The 24,292-nt window shown below is 64.2% G+C and carries 17 protein-coding genes, 1 tRNA gene and 1 pseudogene; 5 read left to right on the top strand and 14 right to left on the bottom strand.

Going from position 1 to position 24,292, the window contains the following annotated elements:
- The first annotated feature begins 64 nt into the window (after nucleotides 1-64).
- Entirely contained in the window at nucleotides 65-274 is a 210-nt protein-coding gene (locus IVB32_RS38480) for a hypothetical protein (RefSeq protein WP_007598219.1), read from the top strand.
- A gap of 91 nt (nucleotides 275-365) precedes the next feature.
- Here IVB32_RS38480 and IVB32_RS38475 read toward each other — a convergent pair.
- The 10 genes from IVB32_RS38475 to IVB32_RS38430 all read right to left on the bottom strand — a co-directional run bounded on the left by IVB32_RS38475 (nucleotide 366) and on the right by IVB32_RS38430 (nucleotide 12,884).
- Nucleotides 366-442 (bottom strand) — tRNA-Arg (locus IVB32_RS38475).
- Nucleotides 443-516: 74 nt separating this feature from the next.
- A complete protein-coding gene (locus tag IVB32_RS38470) occupies nucleotides 517-1,572 on the bottom strand; it encodes a diguanylate cyclase (RefSeq protein ID WP_018455859.1) in 1,056 nt (351 codons plus the stop codon).
- Between the two features lies 1 nt (nucleotide 1,573).
- Nucleotides 1,574-4,684 carry an EAL domain-containing protein gene (locus IVB32_RS38465; RefSeq protein WP_247295905.1) on the bottom strand — a complete coding sequence of 1,037 codons (3,111 nt, stop codon included), beginning with the start codon at nucleotides 4,682-4,684 and terminating at the stop codon, nucleotides 1,574-1,576.
- A 136-nt stretch (nucleotides 4,685-4,820) separates the two neighbouring features.
- Nucleotides 4,821-5,906, bottom strand: a complete 1,086-nt coding sequence (locus IVB32_RS38460) for a branched-chain amino acid ABC transporter permease (RefSeq protein ID WP_026233042.1) — start codon at nucleotides 5,904-5,906, stop codon at nucleotides 4,821-4,823.
- Nucleotides 5,903-6,913 (bottom strand): branched-chain amino acid ABC transporter permease, encoded by a 1,011-nt coding sequence (locus IVB32_RS38455; RefSeq protein WP_247295907.1) that lies wholly within the window; start codon nucleotides 6,911-6,913, stop codon nucleotides 5,903-5,905. Before IVB32_RS38455 ends, IVB32_RS38460 begins: the two co-directional genes overlap by 4 nt.
- Nucleotides 6,910-7,632, bottom strand: coding sequence for an ABC transporter ATP-binding protein (locus tag IVB32_RS38450; protein ID WP_018455863.1), 723 nt, complete (start codon nucleotides 7,630-7,632; stop codon nucleotides 6,910-6,912). The genes IVB32_RS38455 and IVB32_RS38450 overlap by 4 nt, the downstream gene beginning before the upstream one ends.
- Nucleotides 7,629-8,405: an ABC transporter ATP-binding protein gene (locus IVB32_RS38445; protein ID WP_247413075.1), complete on the bottom strand. Its 777-nt coding sequence runs from the start codon at nucleotides 8,403-8,405 to the stop codon at nucleotides 7,629-7,631. Before IVB32_RS38445 ends, IVB32_RS38450 begins: the two co-directional genes overlap by 4 nt.
- Before the next feature lie 167 nt (nucleotides 8,406-8,572).
- The gene (locus IVB32_RS38440; RefSeq protein WP_018455865.1) at nucleotides 8,573-9,757 is read right to left on the bottom strand and encodes a substrate-binding domain-containing protein; all 1,185 of its coding nucleotides are present in this window, start codon (nucleotides 9,755-9,757) and stop codon (nucleotides 8,573-8,575) included.
- Nucleotides 9,758-9,976: 219 nt separating this feature from the next.
- The gene (locus IVB32_RS38435; RefSeq protein ID WP_018455866.1) at nucleotides 9,977-11,713 is read right to left on the bottom strand and encodes an EAL domain-containing protein; all 1,737 of its coding nucleotides are present in this window, start codon (nucleotides 11,711-11,713) and stop codon (nucleotides 9,977-9,979) included.
- Between the two features lie 208 nt (nucleotides 11,714-11,921).
- Entirely contained in the window at nucleotides 11,922-12,884 is a 963-nt protein-coding gene (locus IVB32_RS38430; RefSeq protein ID WP_247370526.1) for a sensor histidine kinase, read from the bottom strand.
- A gap of 195 nt (nucleotides 12,885-13,079) precedes the next feature.
- Between IVB32_RS38430 and IVB32_RS38425 the strand changes: the two genes are divergently transcribed.
- Nucleotides 13,080-13,922, top strand: a complete 843-nt coding sequence (locus IVB32_RS38425; RefSeq protein ID WP_018455868.1) for a glucose 1-dehydrogenase — start codon at nucleotides 13,080-13,082, stop codon at nucleotides 13,920-13,922.
- Nucleotides 13,923-14,021: 99 nt separating this feature from the next.
- Here IVB32_RS38425 and IVB32_RS38420 read toward each other — a convergent pair whose 3' ends face one another.
- Together IVB32_RS38420 and IVB32_RS38415 are read right to left on the bottom strand one after the other, a co-directional pair.
- The gene (locus IVB32_RS38420; protein WP_018455869.1) at nucleotides 14,022-15,398 is read right to left on the bottom strand and encodes a cytochrome P450; all 1,377 of its coding nucleotides are present in this window, start codon (nucleotides 15,396-15,398) and stop codon (nucleotides 14,022-14,024) included.
- A 64-nt stretch (nucleotides 15,399-15,462) separates the two neighbouring features.
- Nucleotides 15,463-16,698, bottom strand: a complete 1,236-nt coding sequence (locus IVB32_RS38415; RefSeq protein ID WP_018455870.1) for an LLM class flavin-dependent oxidoreductase — start codon at nucleotides 16,696-16,698, stop codon at nucleotides 15,463-15,465.
- A gap of 230 nt (nucleotides 16,699-16,928) precedes the next feature.
- On the opposite strand from IVB32_RS38415, the pseudogene IVB32_RS38410 reads away from it, so the two are divergent.
- Nucleotides 16,929-18,334: pseudogene (locus IVB32_RS38410) on the top strand (MFS transporter).
- 147 nt (nucleotides 18,335-18,481) lie between these two features.
- Complete coding sequence (locus IVB32_RS38405; protein ID WP_026233043.1) at nucleotides 18,482-19,648, top strand: PHB depolymerase family esterase; 1,167 nt, start codon at nucleotides 18,482-18,484, stop codon at nucleotides 19,646-19,648.
- Between the two features lie 118 nt (nucleotides 19,649-19,766).
- On the opposite strand, the gene IVB32_RS38400 is transcribed toward IVB32_RS38405, so the two are convergent.
- Nucleotides 19,767-20,447: an MBL fold metallo-hydrolase gene (locus IVB32_RS38400; protein WP_018455873.1), complete on the bottom strand. Its 681-nt coding sequence runs from the start codon at nucleotides 20,445-20,447 to the stop codon at nucleotides 19,767-19,769.
- Between the two features lie 171 nt (nucleotides 20,448-20,618).
- Between IVB32_RS38400 and IVB32_RS38395 the strand changes: the two genes are divergently transcribed.
- Nucleotides 20,619-22,217 carry an alpha-amylase family glycosyl hydrolase gene (locus tag IVB32_RS38395; RefSeq protein WP_018455874.1) on the top strand — a complete coding sequence of 533 codons (1,599 nt, stop codon included), beginning with the start codon at nucleotides 20,619-20,621 and terminating at the stop codon, nucleotides 22,215-22,217.
- 158 nt (nucleotides 22,218-22,375) lie between these two features.
- On the opposite strand, the gene IVB32_RS38390 is transcribed toward IVB32_RS38395, so the two are convergent.
- Nucleotides 22,376-24,073, bottom strand: a complete 1,698-nt coding sequence (locus tag IVB32_RS38390; RefSeq protein ID WP_018455875.1) for an alpha-amylase family protein — start codon at nucleotides 24,071-24,073, stop codon at nucleotides 22,376-22,378.
- Nucleotides 24,074-24,292 lie beyond the last annotated feature (219 nt).

Below are 24,292 nucleotides of genomic sequence, written 5' to 3'. Positions count from 1 at the left end.
ATCTCAGGCTTGTGAGTGGCCAGCATGGCCACGCGCTCTAATATGAGGCTGCGGAGGACAGCCCATGCAATACAGCTCCGAACTCATTCGAACGATGCGTCAGGCGCTGGAGGCCGTGATGGCCAGCGTGCCGCCCGATCAGTCGGTGTTCGGCCTGAAGGCGGCGGTCGCCGAATGCATCCTGAAGGCGGCCGCACACGGTCAGACGTCCTACGACGGACTGGTCACGTCGGCTTCCGACCAGGTTCAGGCGATCATCTCGATGCTGAATTGAGGTGGGCTTGCGCCGAGCAGGCGATGACCTGAGCGGGCGGGGTAACAACGCAAATCGGGTGAGGGTGCCTCCAGCGCGCACTGGAGGAGACTGGCGCACCCGACACGATTCGAACGTGTGACCTTTGCCTTCGGAGGGCAACGCTCTATCCAGCTGAGCTACGGGTGCTAGTCGAGGTTCATTTAGCCGATTGGCGGAGGGTGGGCAACCGCTTCCGCCGGCTTCGTCCAGGCTGATTTGGGCTAGGCTGATTTACGAGTCGCGCGGTCAGGAACCGGCACGCCGTCCCGCCCGAGCTTGGCGAACTCGGCGAGCAGCCGTTCGGAGCACATGACGCGGTTGCGGCCGAGCCGTTTGGCCGCATAGAGCGCCTGGTCGGCCGCGCCCAGCAGCCGTTGGGGGCTGTCGTCGGTTTCGTCCGGAATGTGGCTGGCGACGCCGACACTCAGGGTGACGTGCTCGCCGGCACCGATGGCGCCGTGGGTGACCCGCAAGGCCATCACCGCGCAGCGGATTTCGTCGGCGATGGCGCAGGCGGCATCGCAACCCATGTCCGGCAGGATCAGCGCGAATTCCTCGCCGCCATAACGGCTGGCGAGATCGAGCGGGCGCACGGCATACCGGCTGACGACGGACGCGACCGCGCGCAGGCATTCGTCGCCGCTCTGGTGGCCGTGGCGGTCGTTGAACAGCTTGAAATGATCGACATCGACGAACAGCAGCGCCATGGGCTTCTGCGTCCGCTGGGCGCGGGCCCATTCACTCATCAGCATCTGGTCGAACGCGCGGCGGTTCGACAGGCCGGTCAGCCCGTCCTTGGTGGCAAGCTCCTTCAGGGCCATCTCGGCGCGCTTCTGGTCGGCAAGGTCGCGCAAAGTCTCCACCACCGCGATCAGATGGCCGGCCTCGTCGTGAATGGGGCCGGCGTCGATGGCGAGATAGAGCTGGCTGCCGAGCTTCGGCATCACGCACCAGTTTTCGGCGCTGAAGCCGAGCCCGTTATGACCGCGCGCGGCATATTCCGAATAGAACGCCGGCAGCTGTTCCGGGCGGTCGAGCGCGACGAGGTCAGCGAGGCAAGGGCGCCTGGTCTCGTAGAAGGCCTGCCAGTGCTTATTGGTGCCGATCACCTCGGAGGCGGCGACACCGGTCAGCCGCTCGCAGGCCCTGTTCCAGATCACGACGCGGCGCTTGGGGTCGATCACGAAGGTCGGCACCACCAGATGCTGCATCAGCCGCACGGCATAGGAATCCGCAACGTCGACCGTCTTGGCTGGCGTTTTCCCCGGCTTCGCCATCTCAGGCCACCGCCGCCACCGGCAAGGCATGGCTCGAACCGAACAGCTTTCGCACTTCGCTGGCCGGCTTCGGTCTGCTGAAGAGATAACCCTGCATCTCCGTGCAGCCGAGCGCACGCAGCATCTCGCGCTGCGCCTCGGTCTCGACGCCCTCCGCGACCGTGGTCATGTCGCTGGCGGCGGCGATGTTCACCACCGCCTGCACGATCACGGGCGCGCCGCTCGTCTCGGCGATATCAGCGACGAAACAGCGGTCGATCTTGATCTTGTCGAACGGAAAGCGCTTCAGATAGCTGAGCGAGGAGTAGCCGGTGCCGAAATCGTCGAGCGCGATGCGCACGCCGATGGCGCGGAGCTGGTGCAGGATCGAGAGCGCCGCCTCGTCGTCGCGGATCAGCACGGCCTCGGTGATCTCGAGCTCGAGCCGGGAGGGGGCAAGTCCGGAAGCGACGAGCGCGCCGGCGATCCGCAGTGCCAGCGTGTCGCATTTGAGCTGCACCGGCGAGACGTTGACCGCGACACGCACATGCGCCGGCCAGGTCGCGGCCTCGTTGCAGGCCATGCGCAGCACCCAGTCGCCGAGCTCGTTGATCAGGCCGGTGTCCTCGGCAATCGGAATGAACTCCGCCGGCGACACCATGCCGCGCTCGGGATGCCGCCAGCGCAGCAGCGCCTCGCAGCCTGTGACCTCATTGGTGCGCAAGTCGACCAGCGGCTGATAGTGGATCTCGAAACCGCCGTTCACCAGGGCCTGCCGCAGATCCTGCTCCAGGCTCAGGCGCGCCTTGGCGCTCGCATCCATCTCCGGCTCGAAGAAGCGGTGAGCGCGGCGTCCTCCGGCCTTGGCGCCGTACATCGCGAGATCGGCATTCTTGATGAGCTGGTCGAGATCGGTGCCGTCCTGCGGCGCCATCGCGATGCCGATGCTGGCGTCGGTGGAGAGCTGATGGCCGAAGCAGTGATAGGGCCGGCGGATCGCCTCGAAGATCCGCGTCACGAATGACACCACGTCGGCGGACGACTTGATGCCGGTCTGGATCACCGCGAATTCGTCGCCGCCGAGCCGCGCGATCAGGTCGTCCTGTCCGAGGCAGCCGCGGATGCGGGCGGCGATTCCCTTCAACAGCTCGTCGCCGACGTGATGGCCGAGCGAATCGTTGATGCCCTTGAACTCGTCGACGTCGATATAGAGCAGCGCGAACTGACTGCCGCCGCCGACCTTCTCAAGTTCGCGCTCGATCTGCTCGCGGAATAGCGTCCGGTTGGGCAGGTCGGTGAGCGCATCGTAATGCGCCATATGCGCGATCTTCTCGTCGGCGCGCCGTCGTTCGGTGACGTCCTCGACCACGTTGATGAGGTAACGCGGCTCGCCGGAATTGTCGCGGATCCCGATCCGGGTCGAGGTGATGTAGCGCATTCCCTTGGCCTGGCTCTGCCAGGCATGTTCGTCTTTGAACAATCCCTCGGTCATCTGCAGCGCCTTGCTGTCGTCGTCGGTGACGACTCTGGCGGAGGCATCCGGGTAAATGTCGAAGGGAGTCTTGCCAACGATGTTTTCACTCGATTGGCCGAATTGCTCTTCCGCGGTCCGGTTGACCAGCAGATATTGCCGCGTTTGAGCATCCTTCACCGTGATCTGCGATGGGATGTGGTCGATGATCTCGCGCAGGAACATGTAGTTGCGGTCGCGTTCCTGCTCCAGATTGCGGCGTTCGGTGATGTCTTCGATCGTGGCCACCCATCCGCCCTGCGCGAGTGGGGTGTTGATGACCTGGAAAGCGCGGCCGCTCGGCAAGTGATGGCTTCTGGTGGAGACCGTGCCCTCCGCGACGATCCTCATGACGTCGGCGCAAAATGCCTCGACATCGCCTTCGAACGCGCCGCGCTCCTTGCGATGATACATCGCCTCGCGGATGTGACAGCCGGGCTTGATGACGTCGTGGGAGAGGCCGAACATGTCGGCGTAGCGGCGGTTGCAGGTGACGATGTATCCGGCTGCATCGTACAGGATCAACCCTTGCGACATGTTGTTCAAGGCGGTGTCGAGCCGCCCTCGCTCCGCTTCCAGCCGCTGCTGCGCCTCCCGATTCTGACGGCTGATCTGGCGAACGATCAGGAACAGGATCAGCGCAATCACGGTCGCCGAAAGCGCGGCGGTGGTGACCATGAAACCGGTCTGCTGCCGCCAGTCGGCCAGCGCCGCGCTCGTGGTGTTGGTCGCGACGATGACCAGCGGGAAATGCGAAAGCGAGGCGCCGGAGCCGAGGCGCTCGTCGCCGTCGATCGGGCCCCTGACGCGCAGGGTGTGCCGGCCACCTTCGGCCAGCATCTTGCGCATCAGCGGCGCGTCCTTGAAGTCCCTGCCGATCAGCTCTTCGACATGCGGGTAGCGCGACAGCATCTTGCCATTGCGGTCGAACAGCGAGATCGCCGTGCCCTCCGCAAGCGCAACGGATGCGAAATAGTTCTGGTAGCTGTCCGGATCGATCCGGCGGACCATCGTGCCGAGGAAGCTGCCGTCCACGCCGCTCAGCCGACGTGCGACAATCGTGGTCCATTTGCCGATGATGAAACTGCGGACCGACTCCAGAATCACCGGTTCGGCCATCGGATCGGATTTGAAGGTCTGGAAGTAGGCGCGCGAGGAGATGTTGATCTTGGGCAGCGGCTGGGCTCGCGACCAGTTGATCAGCTCGCCGTCGGCATCGTAGATCGCGATGTCGCCGAGATAAGACACCGAGCTGATCTTGCTCCGCAGCATCTGGTTCGTCGCGGGTCCGGACATGCGCTCGCGGAAAGCCGTGGCGGAACTGATCTCCGGCAGATTCATCTGCCCGATCACATCGGCGGCGACGACGTCCGCATCTTCGAATTGTTGATCGAAGTGCCGCGCGATCAGCTGCACCGTGTTTTCCAGCTCGCGCTCGCGGTTGGTCAGGGTACGTTCGCGAAATTCGCCGACGGCCATGGCGGTCACCGCGAAGATCCCGGCGACCAGCAACACGCCGCACAAAGTAAGCCACAGCACCGGTCCGCGCCGGATGGCTGCCTCCCAGCCGTGCTTCGCGGCTAGGAACATTCGTGACGCAATCTCTGCAAAGACCTGGCGCATTCCCTCCCCCTGGAAGGACAGGAATACACCGCACAAATGGCGTAAAGCTTAGGAAAGCCAGTTACCTGGGGGTTAATCTCGTTGCACGAATACGGTTGCGCCGAGCGAGCCGCCGCGCTGCATCATGAATCACGCGTTAATGCGATCCGCTCGCGCTCTTGTCGCCGCCGAGATTGCGCAGCCGTCCGACCACGCCGGTCGGAAAGAAGTAGACGCTGGCGATGAAAAGCAGCCCGAGCCACAGCAGCCAGCGGTCTGGATGCAACAGCCCCGGCAGCAGTGGCAGGCCGGCTTCCGAGGCCGCCTTGGAGGCGACGCCCATCAGCGCCTGCAGATAGTTCTGGGCGAGGATGAAGATGGTGGCGCCGATGATCGCGCCGTAGATCGTGCCCATGCCGCCGATCACGACCATCAGCAGGATGTCCAGCATGATCGAGAAGCTGAGCGAGGTATCGGGACCGGCATAGCGCAGCCACAGTGCATTGAGAATGCCGGCGCCGGCGGCGACCAGTGCGGCGATGCAGTTGGCGTAGCTCAGGTGGAAAACGGTGCGGAAGCCGAGCGCCTCGGCGCGGAAGCGGTTTTCGCGGATCGCCTGCAGCACGCGCCCGAACGGCGAGTTCACCACCCGCAGCAAAGCGAGGATCATCAGGGCCGAGACGGCGAACACCAGATAGTAGGTCAGGAGGCGGCCGTTGACCTCGAATCCCAGCACGTTCTTCGAGATCAGCACCGTGCCGGGCCTGAGCAGCTCGGGCAGCTGAAAGCTGCGCCCGTCTTCGCCGCCGGTCAGCCAGGACAGCTGCGAGGCCAGCACCTGGAAGGCGGATGCGACCGCGAGCGTGATCATGGCAAAGAAGATCGCGGCAACCCGCAGCGAGAACAGTCCGATCGCAAGCGCAAGCAGCGCGGCAAGCGGCAGGCCGACCACGATGCCGGTTGCGACCGCGCCCCAATTCGGGCCCATCCCGTACAGCGCGATCGCGATCGCGTAGCTGCCGATCCCGTAGAACATGGTGTGTGCGAATGACACCGAGCCGGTATAGCCGAGCAGGAGGTCGTAGGAGGCGACCAGCGCGGCGAAGACGCAGATCTTGGCCGCGACGTTCAGCGCCTTCGCCCCGGGAGACAGGAACGGCGTCGCCACCAGCGCCAGGATGATGAGGACGAGAACGAGCGTGAGCACGCGGCTGCGCGGCGGATCGCCTGACAGGATCATCATCGGCTGGTCACCGCATAGAGGCCGCGCGGCCGCCACATCAGAATGGCGACCATCAGCAGGATATTGGAGACGAGGGCGAGCTTAGGCACCAGGAAGCCGCCGTAATTGGCAATCATCGCCACCAGGATCGCGCCGATGAAGCAGCCGCCGATCGAGCCGAGGCCGCCGATGATGACGACGATGAAGATCAGGACGGTGAGGTCGTCGCTCATGGAGGCGTGGACTTGCTCGCGATACAGCGCCCACATCACGCCGCCGAGGCCGGCGAGCGCCGATCCCGTCATGAACACGCCGAGGAACAGACGGCGAATGCGATAGCCGAGCGCCTCGACCATCTCGCGGTTCTCGACGCCGGCGCGGATCAGAAGGCCAAGCTTGGTTCGGTTGAGCACGAGCTGGATCGCGATGAAGACGGCGAGGCCGATCAGCGTCGCCAGCACGCGGTATTTCGCGATCGCGACGTCGCCGAGGATGAAGGAGCCGCGCAGCGACGTCGGCAGCGGCGTCGGGATGATCTGCGGCCCCCACACCGCATAGAGCGTCTGCTCGGCGACGATCAGGCCGCCCGTCGTCATCAGGATCTGCTTCAGATGCTGACCGTAGACGGGCAGGATCAGCACCCGCTCGACAACCAGCCCGAGCGCGCCGGATACCGCCATCGACAGCAGTGCCGCCGGCGCCAGCACCGCGAGGTTAGTCCACAGCGAATCCGCCTGGAGGGAAGCGGCGAACGGCGCCAGCACCAGGGTCGCGACATAGGCCCCGACCGCGATGAAGGCGCCATGGCCGAAATTGAGCACGTCCATCAGGCCGAACACGAGCGTCAGGCCGGAGGCCATGATGAAGATCATCATGCCCATCGCGAGGCTCGCGGCCGTCAGCGTCAGCCAGGTGCTGGGCGAGCCGATCAGCGGGATCATCACCAGGGCGACCGCGATCGGCAGCAGGATCGGCGCGATGTCGCGCTTCGGCTTCGGCAGCGGATCGGTTGCGGCGAGCTCGGTCATTGATGCGTCTCCAGGCTCAGGCCGAGCAGCCGCTCCTGCAGCGGCACGTCTGAGGCCAAGGCCGCCATCTCGCCGCGATGAACGATGGTGCCGTTGTCCATCACCAGCACGTTGTCGCCGAGCTCGCGGGCGGCAAAGAAATTCTGCTCGACCATCAGGATCGTGGCGCCCTTGCGCTTGATCTCCTTCAGGCACTCGATCAGCGCCATCACGATCGCCGGCGCCAACCCCTTGGTCGGCTCGTCGATCAGCAGGAGCTTGCGGGGTTCGATGATGGCGCGGGCAATCGACAGCATCTGCTTCTGTCCGCCCGAGAGACTTCCCGCGCGCGACAGCCAGAACCGGCGCAGCGCGGGGAAGAAGCCAAAAATCCAGTCCAGCTGGGCGTCGTCGAGTGGTCCGTCGCGCGCCGCCAGCACCAGATTTTCCTTCACCGTGAGGTCGGAGAACACCGCCATGCTCTCCGGCACGTAGCCGACGCCGAGCCGCGCGATGTCGGGCGTCGCACGGCTCTCGATGCGCTCGCCGGCGAGGCTGATCTCGCCGGAGGAGGCCTGCCAGAGGCCCATGATGGTGCGCAACGTCGTGGTCTTGCCGGCGCCGTTGCGGCCGAGCAGCATCGTGGTCTGCCCCTGCGCGACAGCGAGATCGATGCCCTGGAGGATGTGATAGCGGCCGATATGAGTGTGAACACCGGAGAGCCTCAACAGATCGGTCATGCTGCGCTCCCTGCAACTTTATTGGGCGCGACGCCGAGATAGGCTTCCTGCACGATCGGTGACGCAATCACCTCGGCAGGCCTGCCGTCCGCAACAAGCTGCCCGTTATGCAACACGATGATGCGGTCGGCGAGCGATCGCACCACGTCCATCTTGTGCTCGACCAGGAGAATGATCCTGCTTTTGTCCTGCTTGAGCTGCGCGATCAGGTTCAGCACGACCGGCACCTCGTCGATGCTCATGCCCGCGGTCGGCTCGTCGAACATGAACACCTTTGGCTCGAGCGCCATCATCAGCGCGACCTCGAGCTTGCGCTGATCGCCATGCGACAGTGCGGTCGCGGCGACGCCACGGCGGCCGCCGAGCGCGACCTGATCCAGGATAGCATCGGCGCGGGCGATCAGATCGCGGCGGACCATCCAGGGCCGCAACATGTCGTAGTGAGTGCCGTTGGCGGCCTGCACCGCGAGGCGGACGTTTTCCTCCACCGACAGATTCGGAAAGAGGTTGGTGAGCTGGAAGGCGCGCCCCAGGCCTGCGCGCGTCCGCATCGGCGCGGAATGCTGGGTGATGTCGGTGCCGTCGAACAGAATGCTGCCGCTCGATGCGCGGAGCTGGCCGGAGATCAGGTTGAAATAAGTGGTCTTGCCGGCGCCGTTCGGGCCGACGATCGCGGTGAGTTCGCCCGGGCGGAAGCTGCAAGTGACGCTGTTGACCGCGACAGGGCCGCCGAAGCGGATGGTGAGGTCGCGGGTTTCGAGGGTCAGCGTCATGGCGGATCTGGCAAATGATGAGAGGAGAATTTGTCCGCGATCAGGCTGCGCTCCCTCTCCCGCTTGCGGGAGAGGGTGGGAGAGGGTGTCTCCTCAGGCGAGAACCCCAAGAGGACAGAGCCTTCTCCCGGCCTCTCCCGCAAGCGGGAGAGGTGAAGGAAGAAAGATCAGCGCTTGTTCTTGACCGGAACGTCCATGTCCTCGATCTTCAGCTCGCGCACCGGCTCGAGCACGGCCCAGGCGACATTCGGATCGACCTTGACCTTGAAGTGATACATGCTCTGCAGCGCCTGATGGTCTTCCTTGCGGAACATCATCTTGCCCTTGGGCGTATCGAACTCCAGGCCTTCCATGACCGTGATCAGCTTCTCGGTGTCGGTCGACTTCGCCTTGGTGACGGCGGCGACGACGGACATCGCCGCGGCGAATCCGCCCGCGGTGAAGAAGTCCGGCGGCGCGTTGAAGCGCTTCTGGTGCTCGGCGACAAGCCAGTCATTTACCGGGTTCTTCGGGATCGCGTAGAAATAATAGGTCGCGCCTTCCATGCCGGGCAGGCCCTTGTAGGCGGCGAGCGCCGGCAGGATGTTGCCGCCGGTGGACAGTTCGATGCCGTAGCGCTTCGGATCCATGTCCTGGAGTTTCGCCAGCGGATTGCCGGCGCCGGCCCAGATCACCCAGATCACCTTGCGGCCCGGCTTGTCCTTCAGCGCGTCGAACAGGCGCTGGCCGACCGCGGTGAAGTCGGTGGTCGAGGTCGGGGCATATTCTTCGGCGGCGAGCGTCGCCCCGGTCTTGCCGAGCGCCTCCTTGAAGGCGGCGACGCCGTCGCGGCCGAAGGCGTAGTCCTGCGCCAGCGTCGCGACGGTGACGCCCTGCTTGCCGATCGCGACCGCGTTCGAGATCGCGTCCTGCGACGAGTTGCGCGCGGTGCGGAAGATGTAGCGATTCCACTTCTCGCCGGTAATCTGATCCGCGACCGCGGGCTCGACGATCAGGATCTTCTTGTTTTCCTCGGCGACAGGCAGGATCGCGAGTGCCGCGGCCGACGAGGTCGTGCCGATCGCGATGTCAACCTTGTCGTCCTGATAGGCTTCCGCGAGCGCGGCCTTGGAGAGATCCGGCTTGCCCTGGTCGTCCTTGGTGATGACGACGATCTTGCGCCCGTCGAGCGTCATGGTGCCCTTGGTGGCGTATTCGAACCCCATCTGCAGGCCGGTCTCGGTCTGCTTGGCATAGGCCTCGAGCGGGCCGGTCTTGCCATAGATCAGCGCGATCTTGAGATCGTCGGCCTGTGCGGAGGTGCCCGCGGCGAGGGCGAGGATGGTTGTTGTTAAGATGAGCGATCGGCGCACGATGGTCCCTCCTGATGAGTTCTTTGGCCATAGCGATTTGCACAACCGTGCGGACATTGCAATTCCACCTTCCGGCGGACCACGCGACGGGCATGTGTGATATTGTCCGGCCCGGCCGAGCCGGATCGCTTCTGCCGAAGAAATCGGCAGATGCAATTGTTGACCTCACCCGTGGAACGGGTTGCTCAGGCTTTGCAAAGTAACGACTCAGGCCCGGGGTTACCGCCGGTATCCGTTCGCGCGGGAATAGCCCTGCCGGTTCTGCTGCGTCGAGCGGTTTGTGACGCTGGCGCGTGCTTCGCTGGAAATGGGCGTTGCGAGCTTCAGCTCCTCCAGGAAGATCGGCCGGGAGAAGTAATAGCCCTGCGCGTAACGGATCTTGGTCGCAGCCTGGAGGTAGGCGAGCTCCTCGTAGGATTCGATGCCTTCGGCAATCACGGTCATGCCGAGCGCTTCGCTCAGGGATTCGATCGCGCGCAGGATGCCCTGGTTGCGTGGACGCTTATGGATATCGGTGATGAAGGAGCGGTCGATCTTGATCTCGTCCGCGGTGATGTCGGCCAGCGCCGAGAGCGAGGAATAGCCGGTGCCGAAATCGTCGATCGAGATGGCGACGCCGAGCTTGCGGAACATCGGCAGGATCTCGGCCTGGAAATGATTCTTGGCGACGAAGGCGTCTTCCGTCACCTCGATCATGAAGCGCTGCGGAAAGCCGGTGTCGTCGAGCGCCTGGGCAAAGCTGCGCATGAATTCCGGGTTGCCGGCCTGCTTGGCCGCGACGTTGATGCTGATGGTCGCTTCCGCACCGAACGTCTCGTTGATCAGGTCGATCGACTTGACGATCTCGGCGAGCACGAGATGGGTCAGCTCGTCGATCAGCCCGAGTTCGGTGGCAAGATTGATGAACGAGCCGGGCGCCTGGATCACGCCCTCGTCGTCGCGCAGCCGCACCAGGGCCTCGATGCCCTTCACGTCCTGCGTGCGGATGTCGACCTTGGACTGGAAGGCGCAGCAGAAGCGCTTCTCCAGGATGGCCTGCCGCAGCGACTGCTCGATCTTCATCCGCGCCAGCGCCTCGCGTTCCATGCTGGAATCGAAGAAGGCCGCCGATCCCTTGCCGTCATTCTTGATGCGGTACATCGCGATGTCGGCGTTCTGGCGCAGTGTCTCGAAGCTGCTTCCGTGATCGGGGTAGAGGCTGATGCCGACGGAGGTTGAGGCGAACACTTCCGAATTGTCGATGAAGAACGGCGCGGTCAGCCGCTCCAGCGTCGACTGCATGAATTCGGCGACTTCCTCCTGGTTCTGGATCGGCGATAGCAGCAGCAGGAATTCGTCGCCGGAGATGCGCGACAGCATGTCCGAGTCGCGCAAGCCGCGTCCAAGCCGCTTCGACAGTTCGACCAGCAGGGCGTCGCCCACGGCGTGCCCGTAATAGTCGTTGATGTGCTTGAAATTGTCGACGTCGAGAAAGGCGAGCGCAAAGCGATCGCCCGTGCGACCCTGCGCGAGCAGGCTGGTGGCGCGATGCTCGATCACGCGCCGCGAGGGCAGGCCGGTCAGATCGTCGAAATAGGCCGAGCGGAACAGCTGGTCTTCGAAATTCTTCTGCTCGGTGATGTCAGAGGAGGCCGAGATCAGCAGCTCGCGTCCGTCGAGGCGGACCGGACGATGGGTGGTCAGCAGCACCTGGCGTGCGGCTCCGTCGTGGAGCGCTTCCTCGGCGACGACCGCCTGGCCGGAGCTCAGGGCCTGCCGGCAGGCTTCGAGGCGCGACGCTAGATCGCGCGAGGGGCGGCTGCCGTCCATGCCGAGCTGGGCAGCCGCGACATCGTTGACCAGGAGAAGTTCGCCTTGCGCGTCCTGCACGGTCAGGCCGGCAGGCAGCATTCTAACGATTTCCTTGAGAAATCCGAGTTCGGCTTCGCTCGCGCCGGAATATTTGTTGTCGTTCATAGAAGTCATGAATCTTGTTGTTTCAGCGCGCCTTTGCAATGGCCGCGATCTTGCGCGGTTCCCTCTTAAGTTTGGTTAAGGGGCCCGGAGAATTACGGTGGTGTTTTGCGGCGATGCGACGCGCGCAGCCTATCGTCATTAACAGGGCGTCAACGCGTCCGGTGAAACCGCGAACGACGCGCGCGAACGGGTTTCGTTGGCGCCGCGTCTAACCGTCCTTGGGGATACGGCATTGCATGGTGCAATGAAGTCCGGTCCTGAGATAGGAAACCTCAGTCTTGCCGTCGAAGGCCGACAGCGCCGACTTCAACAGCTTGGTGCCGAAACCCGGCTCGGAGATCTTGTCGACGCTCGGACCCTCAGTTTCATCCCAGGTCACGGTCAGGCGATCGTCGCTGACGGTCCATGACACCTGCAACAACCCGCGCGGCGCGGAGAACGCGCCATATTTCCCCGCGTTGGTGGCGAGTTCGTGAAACATCAGGGACAGCGTGACCGCAAGTTTCGGCGGCAGGAACAGCCGGTCGCCGTTGAGCGTGAAGCGGACATGGCCGTAAGGGCCGAGCTCGGAGATCAGGAGGTCGCGAATGTCGCAGCCGGCCTTGTCGATCCGTGAGATCAAATCGTCGGTCGCGGCAAGCGACCGCAGCCGCGGATCGATCCGGGCCCAGATTTGCGGCTGATCGTGCAGCACCTGATGCAGCACGGCATGCACCGTCGACAGCTTGTTCTTCAGCCGGTGCTGGAGCTCGTCGACCAGCAGCTTGCGGTAGTCTTCTTCCTCGATCAGGCGTCTGGAAATCCGCCGCTGCTCGACGAGGAGCGAGCGATAGTGCTCGACGCCCCAGATGGTGAGCGCGCAGACCGCCCAATACAGCGCCAGCAGGGCGAATCGCGCGTTATCAAAGGCATCGCCGAAATTCACGACGACGCCGAGCACGCCGCCCACCAGCGCCGTGATGATGCCGATGCGGAAGCCGCCGAACGCGGCTGCAAAGAACACGGCCGGGAAATACGGCGTGAAATAGACGTCGGGCCGCACATGGGCGAGGGCCCAGCGCGCCAGCGTCGCAACCAGCAGGCAGGCGACCGCAAACGCAAGGCTCAGGCCGAGCGACGGCGGTGCCACGCCCTGCCAGCCCTTGCGGAATTCGTCGATCAGCTTCCCCATGCGCAGTCCGGTCGCGATATGCGTTCGACAATCGAGCGATCGCCAGGAATGTTACGCATGTCGCCGGCCCCAAGCAAAGCTTGCCTTGTCGGAAGCCGGCAGGAATAGTGCCTGCCGCGGCGCCGACCGTCGCGGCGCCGTCGTCGATCGGTGTCCGCCATTTGGCGTCAAGGGGTTCGAAAACAGGGACATTCCATGGGCAGGCTGGATGGCAAGGTCGCGGTGATCACGGGCGCGACGAGCGGGATCGGGTTGCGGACTGCAGAAGTCTTCGTTGCCGAAGGTGCCAAAATTGTGATCGCGGGCCGGCGCATACCGGAAGGCGAGGCGCTGGCGAAGCAGCTCGGGGCGAATTGCGTCTTCCGCCAGACGGATGTGACGGTCGAAGCGCAGATGCAGGCGGTGATCGCGCTCGCGGTGGACAAATTCGGCCGCATCGACTGCCTGTTCAACAATGCCGGCGGTCCGGCGCAGACCGGCGGCATCGAAGGCCTCGAGGTCGAGCGCTTTGACGCGGCGATGGCGACCCTGCTGCGCAGCGTCATGCTCGGCATGAAGCACGCCGCGCCGCACATGAAGAAGCAGGGATCTGGCAGCATCATCAACAATGGCAGCATCGCCGGCCGTCTTGCCGGCTTCTCGTCATCGATGGTCTATGGTGCAGCCAAAGCGGCGGTGATCCATCTCACCAAATGCGTGGCGATGGAGCTCGGCGAATCCAACGTCCGCGTCAACTCGATCTCGCCCGGCGCCATCGCGACCGGCATTTTCGGCAAGGCGCTCGGGCTTTCGACCGACGCGGCGGAGAAGACGCCGGCGGTGATGCGCGAGGTCTACAAGACCGCGCAGCCGATCCCGCGCGCCGGCCTTCCCGATGACATCGCCCATGCTGCGGTGTTCCTGGCCAGCGACGAATCCAGCTTCATCAACGGCCATGACCTCGTCATCGACGGCGCGATGACCGGCGGCCGCAACTGGAGCCAGCAGCAGCAGGGCTACGTGGCCCTGCGCAAGGCGTTCGATCAGGGGGGCGGATAGTTTCGTCATTGCGAGGAGCGAAGCGACGAAGCAGTCCAGGCCGCTTCCGCGGACGCAGTCTGGATTGCTTCGCTTCGCTCGCAATGACGACTGCGATGCTCAAACCGCCTTCACCCGCACCCGCAATCCGTCGCGCGGCTTCGGGATCGGCCACATCTGCCAGTCGGGCTTGTAGCCGGGCTCCAGCGACACCTCGATGTTCTGCAGGAAGTGCCGCGCGAAGCATTTGGCCTGCATGTAGGCGAAGTGCAGGCCGAGGCACATATGCGCGCCGCCGCCGAACGGCACCCAGGCGAAGCGGTGGCGGTTGCGCTGGGCCTCTTCGGTGAAGCGCAGCGGATCGAAGCGATCCGGCTCCGGCCAGATGTCCTTCATGTGGTGGGTGTAGAGCGGATTGACGCCGATCGCAGTGCCGGCCGGAATCGAAAAACCCTTGAAGCTGAAATCGCGCACGGCTCGGCGCGGCATCGAGGGCACCGGCGGCTTGATCCGCAGCGCTTCCTTGAACGCCATCTCCGACAGCGGCATCTTTTCGAGATCGTCGAAGCTGCTTGGCGCGTCAGGGGCGAGCCCCAGCGCCATGACTTCCGCGCGAAGCTTGTCCTGCCAGCCGGGATTTGCCGCGAGTTCGCCAATGAACGACGTCAGCGACGAGGTCAGCGTGTCGTGCGCCGCCATCATCAGGAAGCTCATGTGGTCGATGATGTCCTGTTCCGAGAGCAGCGCGCCGTCCTCGTGGGTTGCGCGGCAGAGCTGCGAGAACAGATCATCACCGCCGAGATTGCCGCGTCGCAGCGGAATCTGCTCGCGGAAATAAGCCACGATGCGCTTGCGTCCCCTGACGCCGGCCGCCATCTGCGTGCCGGGCAGCGGTCGGCGGATCGGGGCGACGGCAGCGGCGACCATGTCGACGAAGGCCCGGTTGATCTCGTCGACCTCCGGCCCGATATCGGCGCCGATAAAGGACGCGGCGGCGAGATCGAGCGTGAGCTGCTTCATCGCCGGATAAAGCTGCATCTCGCCGGGCTTGGCCTTCCACTGCGCGACGCGGGCGGCGATGCCGCGGTCGAGATCGCTCAGATACGACTTCATCGGGCCGGACTTGAATGCGACCGACAGCGCCTTGCGGTGCAGCCGGTGCTCCTCGAAATCCAACAGCATCAATCCCCGCGGAAACAACAGGCCGAGCACCTTGTTCCAGCCATGGGTCGAGGAGAACAGCTTTTGCTGGTCGAACAGCACGAGCTCGTTGGCCTCGGGGCCGAGCAGCACGATATTGGTCTCGCCGAAGAAATGCGTGCGATAGACGAGGCCGTATTTGGCGCCGTTCGCCTCGATATGCCCTTTGGGGTCCGCGAGCACCTGGAAGGTCTTGCCGATGATCGGCCAGCCTTCGTCGCCGGGGATGTGGGTCAGCTCGTTGCGCTTGGGCGGAGTGAAGCCGTGCGCAGGGGCGGCCACATTCTGCATCGACATGACGATTGCTCCGGTTGGCTAGACCCGGCCAACATAACACAATCCAGCTGCGATGACTCCGCGCTTACCGCTTCGCCGCTTCCTTCTGCAAATCCGGCGCATTGACGGCCGGAATCGCAACGCGGCCGGCGCCGGTCACCTTCAGCGCCTCGGCGGCCTTTTCGTTTTCCATGATCTTGGCCATCACGGCCTGTCCCGCGCGCTCGAAGATCGCGCGGTTCTCGATCACAAATTTTTGCGACTTGCGCAAGCCGTCGATGTAGCCGTTGATCTCGGGCACCACGTAGCGCGCGACCATGTCCCAGCTCCGGCGCGTGTTCTCCGGATTGGCCCAGTCGTGCACGAAGCCGATGACGGCGCCGATTCCGCCGGAGACCTGCATCACGTTCTTGATCATCTTGACGAGGTCGTCGGGCGTGCCGATGACGGAGGCCGCGCCGTCGACGAAAGCGGTCTTGTCCACGGCCTCGTCGGGTGAGGCGAACGCGGTGAGCCCGGGCCGTTGCAGCGTGCCGACATTATATTCATTGTGCCAGCGCATTAGGCCGGGGCCGGCCTCGCGGCGCGCCTGCTCGCGGGTCTCGGCGATGTGCCAGGTCAGCAGCACGCGCCAGTTCGCGCGATCGACTTTGGTGCCGTGCTTTTTCGCCGCGTCCTCGGCGAACTGCCATTGCTGCTGCAGCGACATCAGCCCCTGAGTCGTCATCGAACCCAGCGAAATGATGCCGATTCCGTATTTTCCGGCGAGCGTCATGCCGGAGGGCGAGATCTGCGAGGCCACGACGAAGGGCATTTCCTCCTGCAACGGCAGGAGCTGCAGCGCGGCGTCGTTCATGGTGAACCAGTCGCTCTTCGCCGTGACGCGCTCGCCGCTGAAGAGGCGGCGGATCACGCCGATCGCTTCGTCCTGGCGGTCGCGCTGCGTCATCGGATCGATGCCGAGCGTATGCGCGTCGGAGGCGAGCGCGCCGGGACCCGAGCCGAAGATGGCGCGGCCGCCGGTCATGTGGTCGAGCTGCACCATGCGCTGCGCGACGTTGTAGGGATGATGGTAGGGCAGCGACACCACGCCGGTGCCGAGCCTGATCCGCTTGGTGCGCTCGCCGGCGGCCGCCAGGAACATCTCGGGGGAGGCGATCATCTCCCAGCCGGAGGAATGATGCTCGCCGCACCAAAACTCGTCATAACCGAGGCTATCCAACTGCTCGACCAGGTCGAGATCGCGCCGGAACTGGAGCATCGGATGCTCCCCGATCGGATGATGCGGGGCAAGGAAGGCTCCGAACTTCAGGCGCGCCATGGCGTTCTCTCCGGCTTACATTTTTTTGTTTGTGGCGCGAAGCTACGTGCTGGAGACAGCGAACGCAATCGTGCGATGTCCCGCGCGGCGGAATGCAGCCATGCGTATGTCGTCTTCCTCTCCCGGCACGCTGAGAGAGGCGGAACGCGCGAGGATCCTACCTTCGAGGTAATCGCGGCGCCGCATGCGGTCTGAGATGATCGGCAAGGACATCCGAGGATCACGCGCCGATGCATCAAACCGTCACAAAGCAGGTCGACACGTCGCGTCGCTGGTGGGTGCTGGCGATCGTCGTGGCCGCCCAGTTCATGTTCGGCGTCGATGCCTTCGTGGTCAACGTCGCCATTCCCACCATCGCGGTCGAGTTGAAGGCGTCGCCGGCTCAGATCGAATCCGTCATCGCGATCTACCTGATCGCCTATGCCACGCTGGTCGTCACCGGCGGCCGGCTTGGCGACATTCACGGCACCAGGAACGTGTTCCTGGCAGGTCTGCTCGGCTTCACCCTGACGTCGCTGTGGTGCGGACTGGCGCGATCCGGTTCGGAGTTGATCGTCGCGCGATTGACGCAGGGTGCCTCCGCCGCGCTGATGGTGCCGCAGGTGCTGGCGACGCTGCATCTCCTGTTCACCGACGAACAGCGCAACCGCGCCTTCGCCATCTACGGCATCGTGCTGGGACTCGCGGGTGCCGCGGGCTTTCTGCTCGGTGGTCTCCTGGTCACGATCGATCTCGCCGGCACCGGCTGGCGCTCGGTGTTCTTCGTCAATGTGCCGTGCGGTCTCGTGATCGCGGTGGCGGCCTGGCGCATCATGCCCTCGGCACCGCATCGCGCCGGCACACGGCTTGACATCACGGGCAGCATCGTCCTGTTCGCCGGATTGCTGTGCATGATCGGTCCGCTGCTGCTGGGTCACGATGTCGGCTGGGCACCGTGGCTGTGGCTGGTGATGGCGGTCGGCGCCGCGATCCTCCTGGGGTTCCCGAAGCTGGAGCATGCGGTGACACGCGCCGGCGGCATGCCGCTGATTGATCTCTCGCTGCTGGCGGACGCCGCTTTCCTGCGCGGCCTTGGCGCGGCGTTCTTTTTCTTCTCCGCCAATCTCTCGTTCTATCTGGTCATGACGCTGTTCATGCAGCGAGGGCTGAAATCCCGCCGCTCGCGGCCGGCATGGCCTTCATTCCGCTCGCGCTCGCTTTCGTCGTGGCCTCGCGCCATAGTGGCGCACGGGCGCGCCATCGCGGCACCAGGGTCTTGATCGAAGGCTGCGCGCTTCAGATCGCGGGCCTCGCGGCCCTTGCGCTGGTCGCGTTCTCTGTCGACGCGCCGTCCGCGCTCCTGCTCGCGCTCACCATGATCGTGTTCGGCTACGGTCAGGGGCTGGTGATGGCGCCGCTCTCCGGCGCGGTGCTCTCGACGGTGAAGCCTGTGGCCGCCGGTTCTGCCTCCGGCATGTACGGCACCACGGCGCAAGTCGGAAATGCGGCCGGAGTGGCCGCAATCGGCGCCATGTTTTTCGCCGTCGAAGCGGTGCAATCAGCGCGCGCAGGATTTCTCGTCTCGCTCGCACTGTTCGCAACATTAATCATGATCTGCGCCGCATTCCTGGCGTGGATGCGCCGGGTATCTGCATGAAGTTGAGGCATTGCGGTTAATGCGTGCTGATTTCTGCAGGCTTTCCTGAGATTTAGCACCTCATCGACAGCACACGGTCTTTTTATTTTGCGCTGCAGCAACTATTTGGTTTGGGTGGACGTTGAACGTCGCCTGCTAGGAGCTGCCGTGTCGTTAACCAGAAATGTCGATCTCTTGAGACGTCTGCCAAAGCTGGACGGATTGCGCTTCGCCGAGTTTGGCCGGAGCGCCGATGCGTCCAGTCCGTTGCAAGAGGTCACGGGCTTCGGCGACAATCCCGGCAATCTGCGCCTGTTCGCGTTCGTGCCGCCGCAACTGCAGAAGCCGCGCGCGCTCGTCGTCGTGCTGCACGGCTGCGGCCAGACGGCGGCAAGCTACGACCTCGGTGCCGGATGGTCGACGCTCGCCGAGCACTACGGCTTCGCGCTGTTGATGCCCGAGCAGCAGCGCATCAACAACAGCAACACCTGCTTTAACTGGTTCCATCCGGAAGACACGGCGCGGGACAGTGGCGAGGCCTGTTCGATTCGCGAGATGATCGCGCATATGACGGAAACGCATCGCGTCGATCCCAAGCGCATCTTCATCACGGGCCTGTCGGCCGGCGGCGGCATGACGTCGGTGATGCTCGCGACCTACCCTGAAGTCTTCGCGGCCGGTGCGGTGATCGCGGGACTTCCCTACGGCATCGCGACCAATCTGCGCGAGGCGCTCGACGGCATGTTTCATTCCCCGGAGCGGCCGGCGCGTGAACTTGGCGATCTGGTGCGGCGGGCCTCGAATCATCGCGGGCCCTGGCCGAGGATCTCGGTGTGGCACGGCAGCGCCGATCGCACCGTCAATCCCGGCAATGCCAACGAGATCGTCAAGCAATGGCTCGACCTGCACGATCTGCCCGAGGCGCCGATGGCGGAAACTGACATCGACGGCTATCCGCGCCAGGCCTGGTGGAACAAGGACGGCGAGACGCTCGTCGAGTCCTACGCCATCACCGACATGGCCCACGGCACGCCGCTCGGCCTTGCCGACAACGACCAGCGCTATGGCGTGGAAGGCGCGTTCCTGATCGAGGCCGGCATCTCCTCGTCTTATCACATCGCCAAATTCTTCGGCCTCACCGGCTGGATTCCCGACGCTGCGAAGAAGGCGGAGGCAAAGCCGACGCCGGCCCGCTCGCCCGCGCCGCATCTGGCGCGCTCGATCCGCGCCGCGATCGCCGAAGAGCCGGCCGAGCCGAAGCGCGAGGAGGCCCGCGGCTTCGATCTCGGCCAGATCATTACGCGCGCGCTCACGGCCGCGGGATTGATGAAGTAACTCAGGCCGTCGCGCCGATAAGGCAGGAGTTTTGTGCCCGTCGTCGCTGCGATCCGCGAATGGGGTGACCGCAACCTGAGCCAGCCCGCGGCGTTCGCAGACGCCGCGGAATAGGCGCTCACATCTCGCCGGTGATGAACGGATTTGTCATCCGCTCCTGGCCGATGCTCGAGCCGGCGCCATGGCCGCAGATGAAGCCGACATCGTCGCCGAGCGGCAGCAGCTTGGTCTTGATCGAGTCGATCAGCGTCGCGTGACTGCCGCCGGGCAGATCGGTGCGACCGACCGAGCCCGCGAACAGGACGTCGCCGACATGGGCGAAGCGCAAGTCCTTGTTGAAGAACACCACGCTGCCGGGCGAGTGGCCGGGGCAATGATAGATCTCGAACTGGAGATCGCCGATGGCCACGCTGTCGCCTTCGTCGAGCCAGCGGTCCGGCTCGAAATTGCGCACCCCCGTCATGCCGAAGCGCGCGCCGCTCTCGACCACGTTGTCGAGCAGGAATTTGTCCGCGACGTGCGGGCCCTCGATCGGCACCTTCAGCTCGTCGCGCAGTTCGGCCGCGCCGCCGACATGGTCGATATGGCCGTGGGTGAGCCAGATCTTCTCCACGGTGACGCCGGTCTGCTTGATGGCGTCCAGGATCTTCGGCACGTCGCCGCCGGGATCGATCACCACGGCCTTCTTGGAAGGCTCGTCCCAGATGATGGTGCAATTCTGCTCGAACAGCGTCACGGGGACGATGATCGCGCCTGCCTTCGCGCTGGCCTCAGCTTGTGTCTCGTTTTGCTCGGTCATGGCGCCACAATGCCGATTTTTGCCATGCCGCCAAGCAAAAGATTTCTCCCCGGGGCCTGGGAACAACCGCAGACATCGTCACACGGCCGTCCCAATTCGCCTGCTGGTTTGAACCGGAGCGCTCCTTCCGCGTTCTCCCGCGCAACAAGCAGTTTTGGATGGATTTCCCGCATGGCTCAGGGCGGCAGCGATTGGTGGCGCGACGGCATCTTCTATCAGGTCTATCCGCGCTCCTTTCAGGATTCAAACGGCGACGGTGTCGGCGATCTCGCCGGCATTTTGCAGCGGCTACCTTATGTGAAATCGCTCGGCGTCGACGCGATCTGGCTGTCGCCGATCTTCCCCTCGCCGATGGCCGATTTCGGCTACGACATCTCCGACTACACGGGCATCGAGCCGCTGTTCGGCACGATGGCGGATCTCGATGCGCTTCTCGCCGCCGCGCACGACAACGGCCTTAAGCTGATCCTCGACCTCGTGCCGAACCACACCTCGGACCAGCATCCCTGGTTCGTCGAGAGCCGTTCCTCGCGCGACAATCCCAAACGCGACTGGTACATCTGGCGCGACCCGGACGAGGGTGGCGGCGTGCCGAATAATTGGCTGTCCGAGTTCGGCGGTAGCGCGTGGCAGTTCGACGAGACCACCGGCCAATACTACTATCACGCCTTCCTCGCCCAGCAGCCGGATCTCAACTGGCGCAATCCCGATGTCCGCGCGGCAATCTATGACGTGATGCGGTTCTGGCTGGAGAAAGGCGTCGACGGCTTTCGCGTCGACGTGATCTGGCATCTGATTAAGGACGCCGAGTTCCGCGACAACCCGCCCAATCCGCATTATGCCGAGGGCCGGCCGCCGAACGAAAAGATAATGACGCAATATTCCACCGACCAGCCGGAGGTGCACGACGTCATCGCCGAGATGCGCCGCGTCACGGATGCCTATGATGCCCGCGTCCTGATCGGCGAGATCTATCTGCCGCTGCATCGCCTCATGGCCTATTACGGCAACGATCTCACCGGCGCGCAGATGCCGTTCAACTTCGCGCTGCTCTCGACCTTCTGGAGCGCGCGCTCGATCGAGAAAATCGTCGAGGATTACGAGAAGGCGCTGCCGAAGGGCGCCTGGCCGAACTGGGTGCTCGGCAATCATGACCGTCCACGCGTCGCAAGCCGCGTCGGGCCGGAGCAGGCCCGCGTCGCCGCCATGCTGCTGCTGACGCTGCGTGGCACGCCGACGCTCTACTATGGCGACGAGATCGGCATGCATCAGCTCGCGATCGCGCCCGAGGACGTGCGCGACCCCTTCGAGAAGAACGTGCCCGGCATCGGTGTCGGCCGCGACGGCTGCCGCACACCGATGCAGTGGGATTCTTCCAACTTCGCCGGCTTCTCGGACGTCAGGCCATGGCTGCCGCTGCCGGAGGATCACATCCGCAACAACGTCGTCGATCTCGAGGCCGATTCACGTTCGATCCTGACGCTCTATAAGCGTCTGATCGCGTTGCGGCAGGGCTGTCCGCCGCTGGTCGCGGGCGACTATCATCCGCTTGCCGCGCAAGGCGATCTCCTGATCTATCGCCGCGAGGCCGAGGGCAGGGCGGTGACCGTGGTGCTCAATCTCGGCCCTGAGCCGATCGCGGTCACCACCAGCGCGATCAGGTTCGGCAGCGAGATTCTGCTGTCGACATTCCTGGATCGCGAGCGAGAGCGGATCGAAGGCGTGCTGGATCTGCGCGGCAACGAGGGCGTGATCATCACGCCACCCTGACCGTCGTCCTGGACAAGGCGAAGCGCAGATCCAGGACCCATTGCCCCAGGGAGTGGTTTGACGAAGATTCGTGGTGATAGCTTCGTACAACAATCACCTATTGGGGTAATGGGTCCTGGCTTTCGCCAGGACGACAACGGAGTGCGTGGTCGCACTGACTACCCCGGATGCTTGTTCCCTCGCACCGTCCCGTCGATATCGCTCCGCTTCAACAGATAGTCCAATCCGCCGACGCGGTACCAGCGATAGCCATAGGGCTCCAGCACGACGCGGTGCTGGCCGCGCTTGTCGGCGTGGCTGTGGTCCTCCGCGAGCAGATTGATCAGGTGCGCGCCGGCCTCGCCTGGCAGCCCCGCCGAGAACGCGATCTCGCGCGGCTTCTCGTCGAGATTGTGCACGAACAGCACGGAATTGTTGCGCCAGTCATAGCGCATGATGAACACGGCGGGATCGCGCGTCGCGATGATCGAAAAATCGCCCCAGCCGATCTCCGGCACCTCCTTGCGCATGCGGACGATGCGCTCGGTCCAGTTCAGCATCGAGTTGGGATCGCGCCGCTGCTTGGCGACGTTGACGTGCGGATAGCCGTACGGTCCTTCGTCGATGACGGGCAAGGCCGGCTTGTCGCTGGTGGTGAAGCCGCCATGCGGCTCCGTCGACCATTGCATCGGCGTGCGCGCGCAATTGCGCTCGGGGAGCGAAAGATCATCGCCCATCGCGATCTCGTCGCCGTAGCGGATCACGGGCGTTCCCGGCAGCGTGCACATCAGGCTGTAGGCGAGCTCGAGCCGCCGGCGGTCGCCACCGAGCATCGGTGCCAGGCGACGGCGAATGCCGCGGTCGTAGAGCTGCATGTCCTTGTCAGGACCGAAGCTTTTGAACACGGTGTCGCGCTGCGCCTTGGTCAATCGCCCGAGATCGAGCTCGTCATGATTGCGCAGGAACAGGCCCCATTGCGCCGAGGCGGGCCGCGGCTTGGTCGCCTTCAGCGCTTTCCCCAGCGGGCGGGAATCGGACGAGGCCAGCGCATAGAACAGATGCTGGTTGACCTGGAAATTGAACATCATATGCATGCGGTCGGCATCACGGCCGAAATATTCCATGTCCGTCTTCGGCAGCACGTTGGCCTCGGCGAGGATGATGGCATCGCCCTGCCGCCATTGCAGGAATTCACGGAACGTCCGCAGCATGTCGTATTGTTCGGCCGGCTTTTTCACTTTGGCGCCTTTGGTCGCGATGACGAAAGGCACGGCATCCATCCGAAAGCCCGAGACGCCGAGTTGGATCCAGAAGCCCATGATCTTCAAAATCTCGGCCTGCACGCGCGGGTTCGAGGTGTTGAGGTCGGGCTGGAAATCGTAGAAGCGGTGGAAGTACCAGGCGCCGGCTTCCTTGTCGCGCGTCCATGTCGATTTCTGAACGCCGGGAAAGACCATGCCCTGATTGGCGTTGGCCGGCTTCTTGTCGGACCAGACATACCAATCGCGGTAGGGCGAATTCCTGTCGCTCCGCGCCGCCTTGAACCAGGGATGCTGGTCGGAGGTGTGGTTGACGACGAGATCGATGATGACGCGAATGCCGCGTTGCTTGCAGCCATGAGTGAACTCGACGAAATCGCCGAGCGTGCCGTAGCGGGCATCGACGCTGTAATAATCCGCGACATCGTAGCCGTCGTCGCGGCCGGGCGAGGTCTGGAACGGCATCAGCCAGATCGTGGTGATGCCGAGGCCGTGCAGATAATCGAGCCGGCGCAACAGGCCCTTGAAATCGCCGATGCCATCGCCGTTGGCGTCCATATAGGTGCCGACGGACAGGCAATAGATGATGGCGTTCTTGTACCAGAGATCGTCGATCATGCGCGCGCAGCCTCGGTGGTTCCGCCGAGGTGCGGCGGCTGCGTGATAAGTGTTAAGAGCGAGAGCGGTTCCGTACCCCGCCGTCGTGCTGGACAAGCGAAGCGCAGATCCAGGACCGAATACCACAGGCCGAAATTTGACGAGGACTGGTGGTGATCCCCTCGTGCACCAACGATCCCTTGGGGTCATGGTCCTGGCTCCCGTGCGCAATTGCGCACT

Source organism: Bradyrhizobium sp. 23, assembly GCF_023073295.1.
GTDB classification, from domain to species: Bacteria; Pseudomonadota; Alphaproteobacteria; order Rhizobiales; family Xanthobacteraceae; genus Bradyrhizobium; species Bradyrhizobium canariense_D.
The sequence above is the reverse complement of the archived record's forward strand: the minus strand, read 5'-3'. Positions and strand labels throughout refer to the sequence as shown.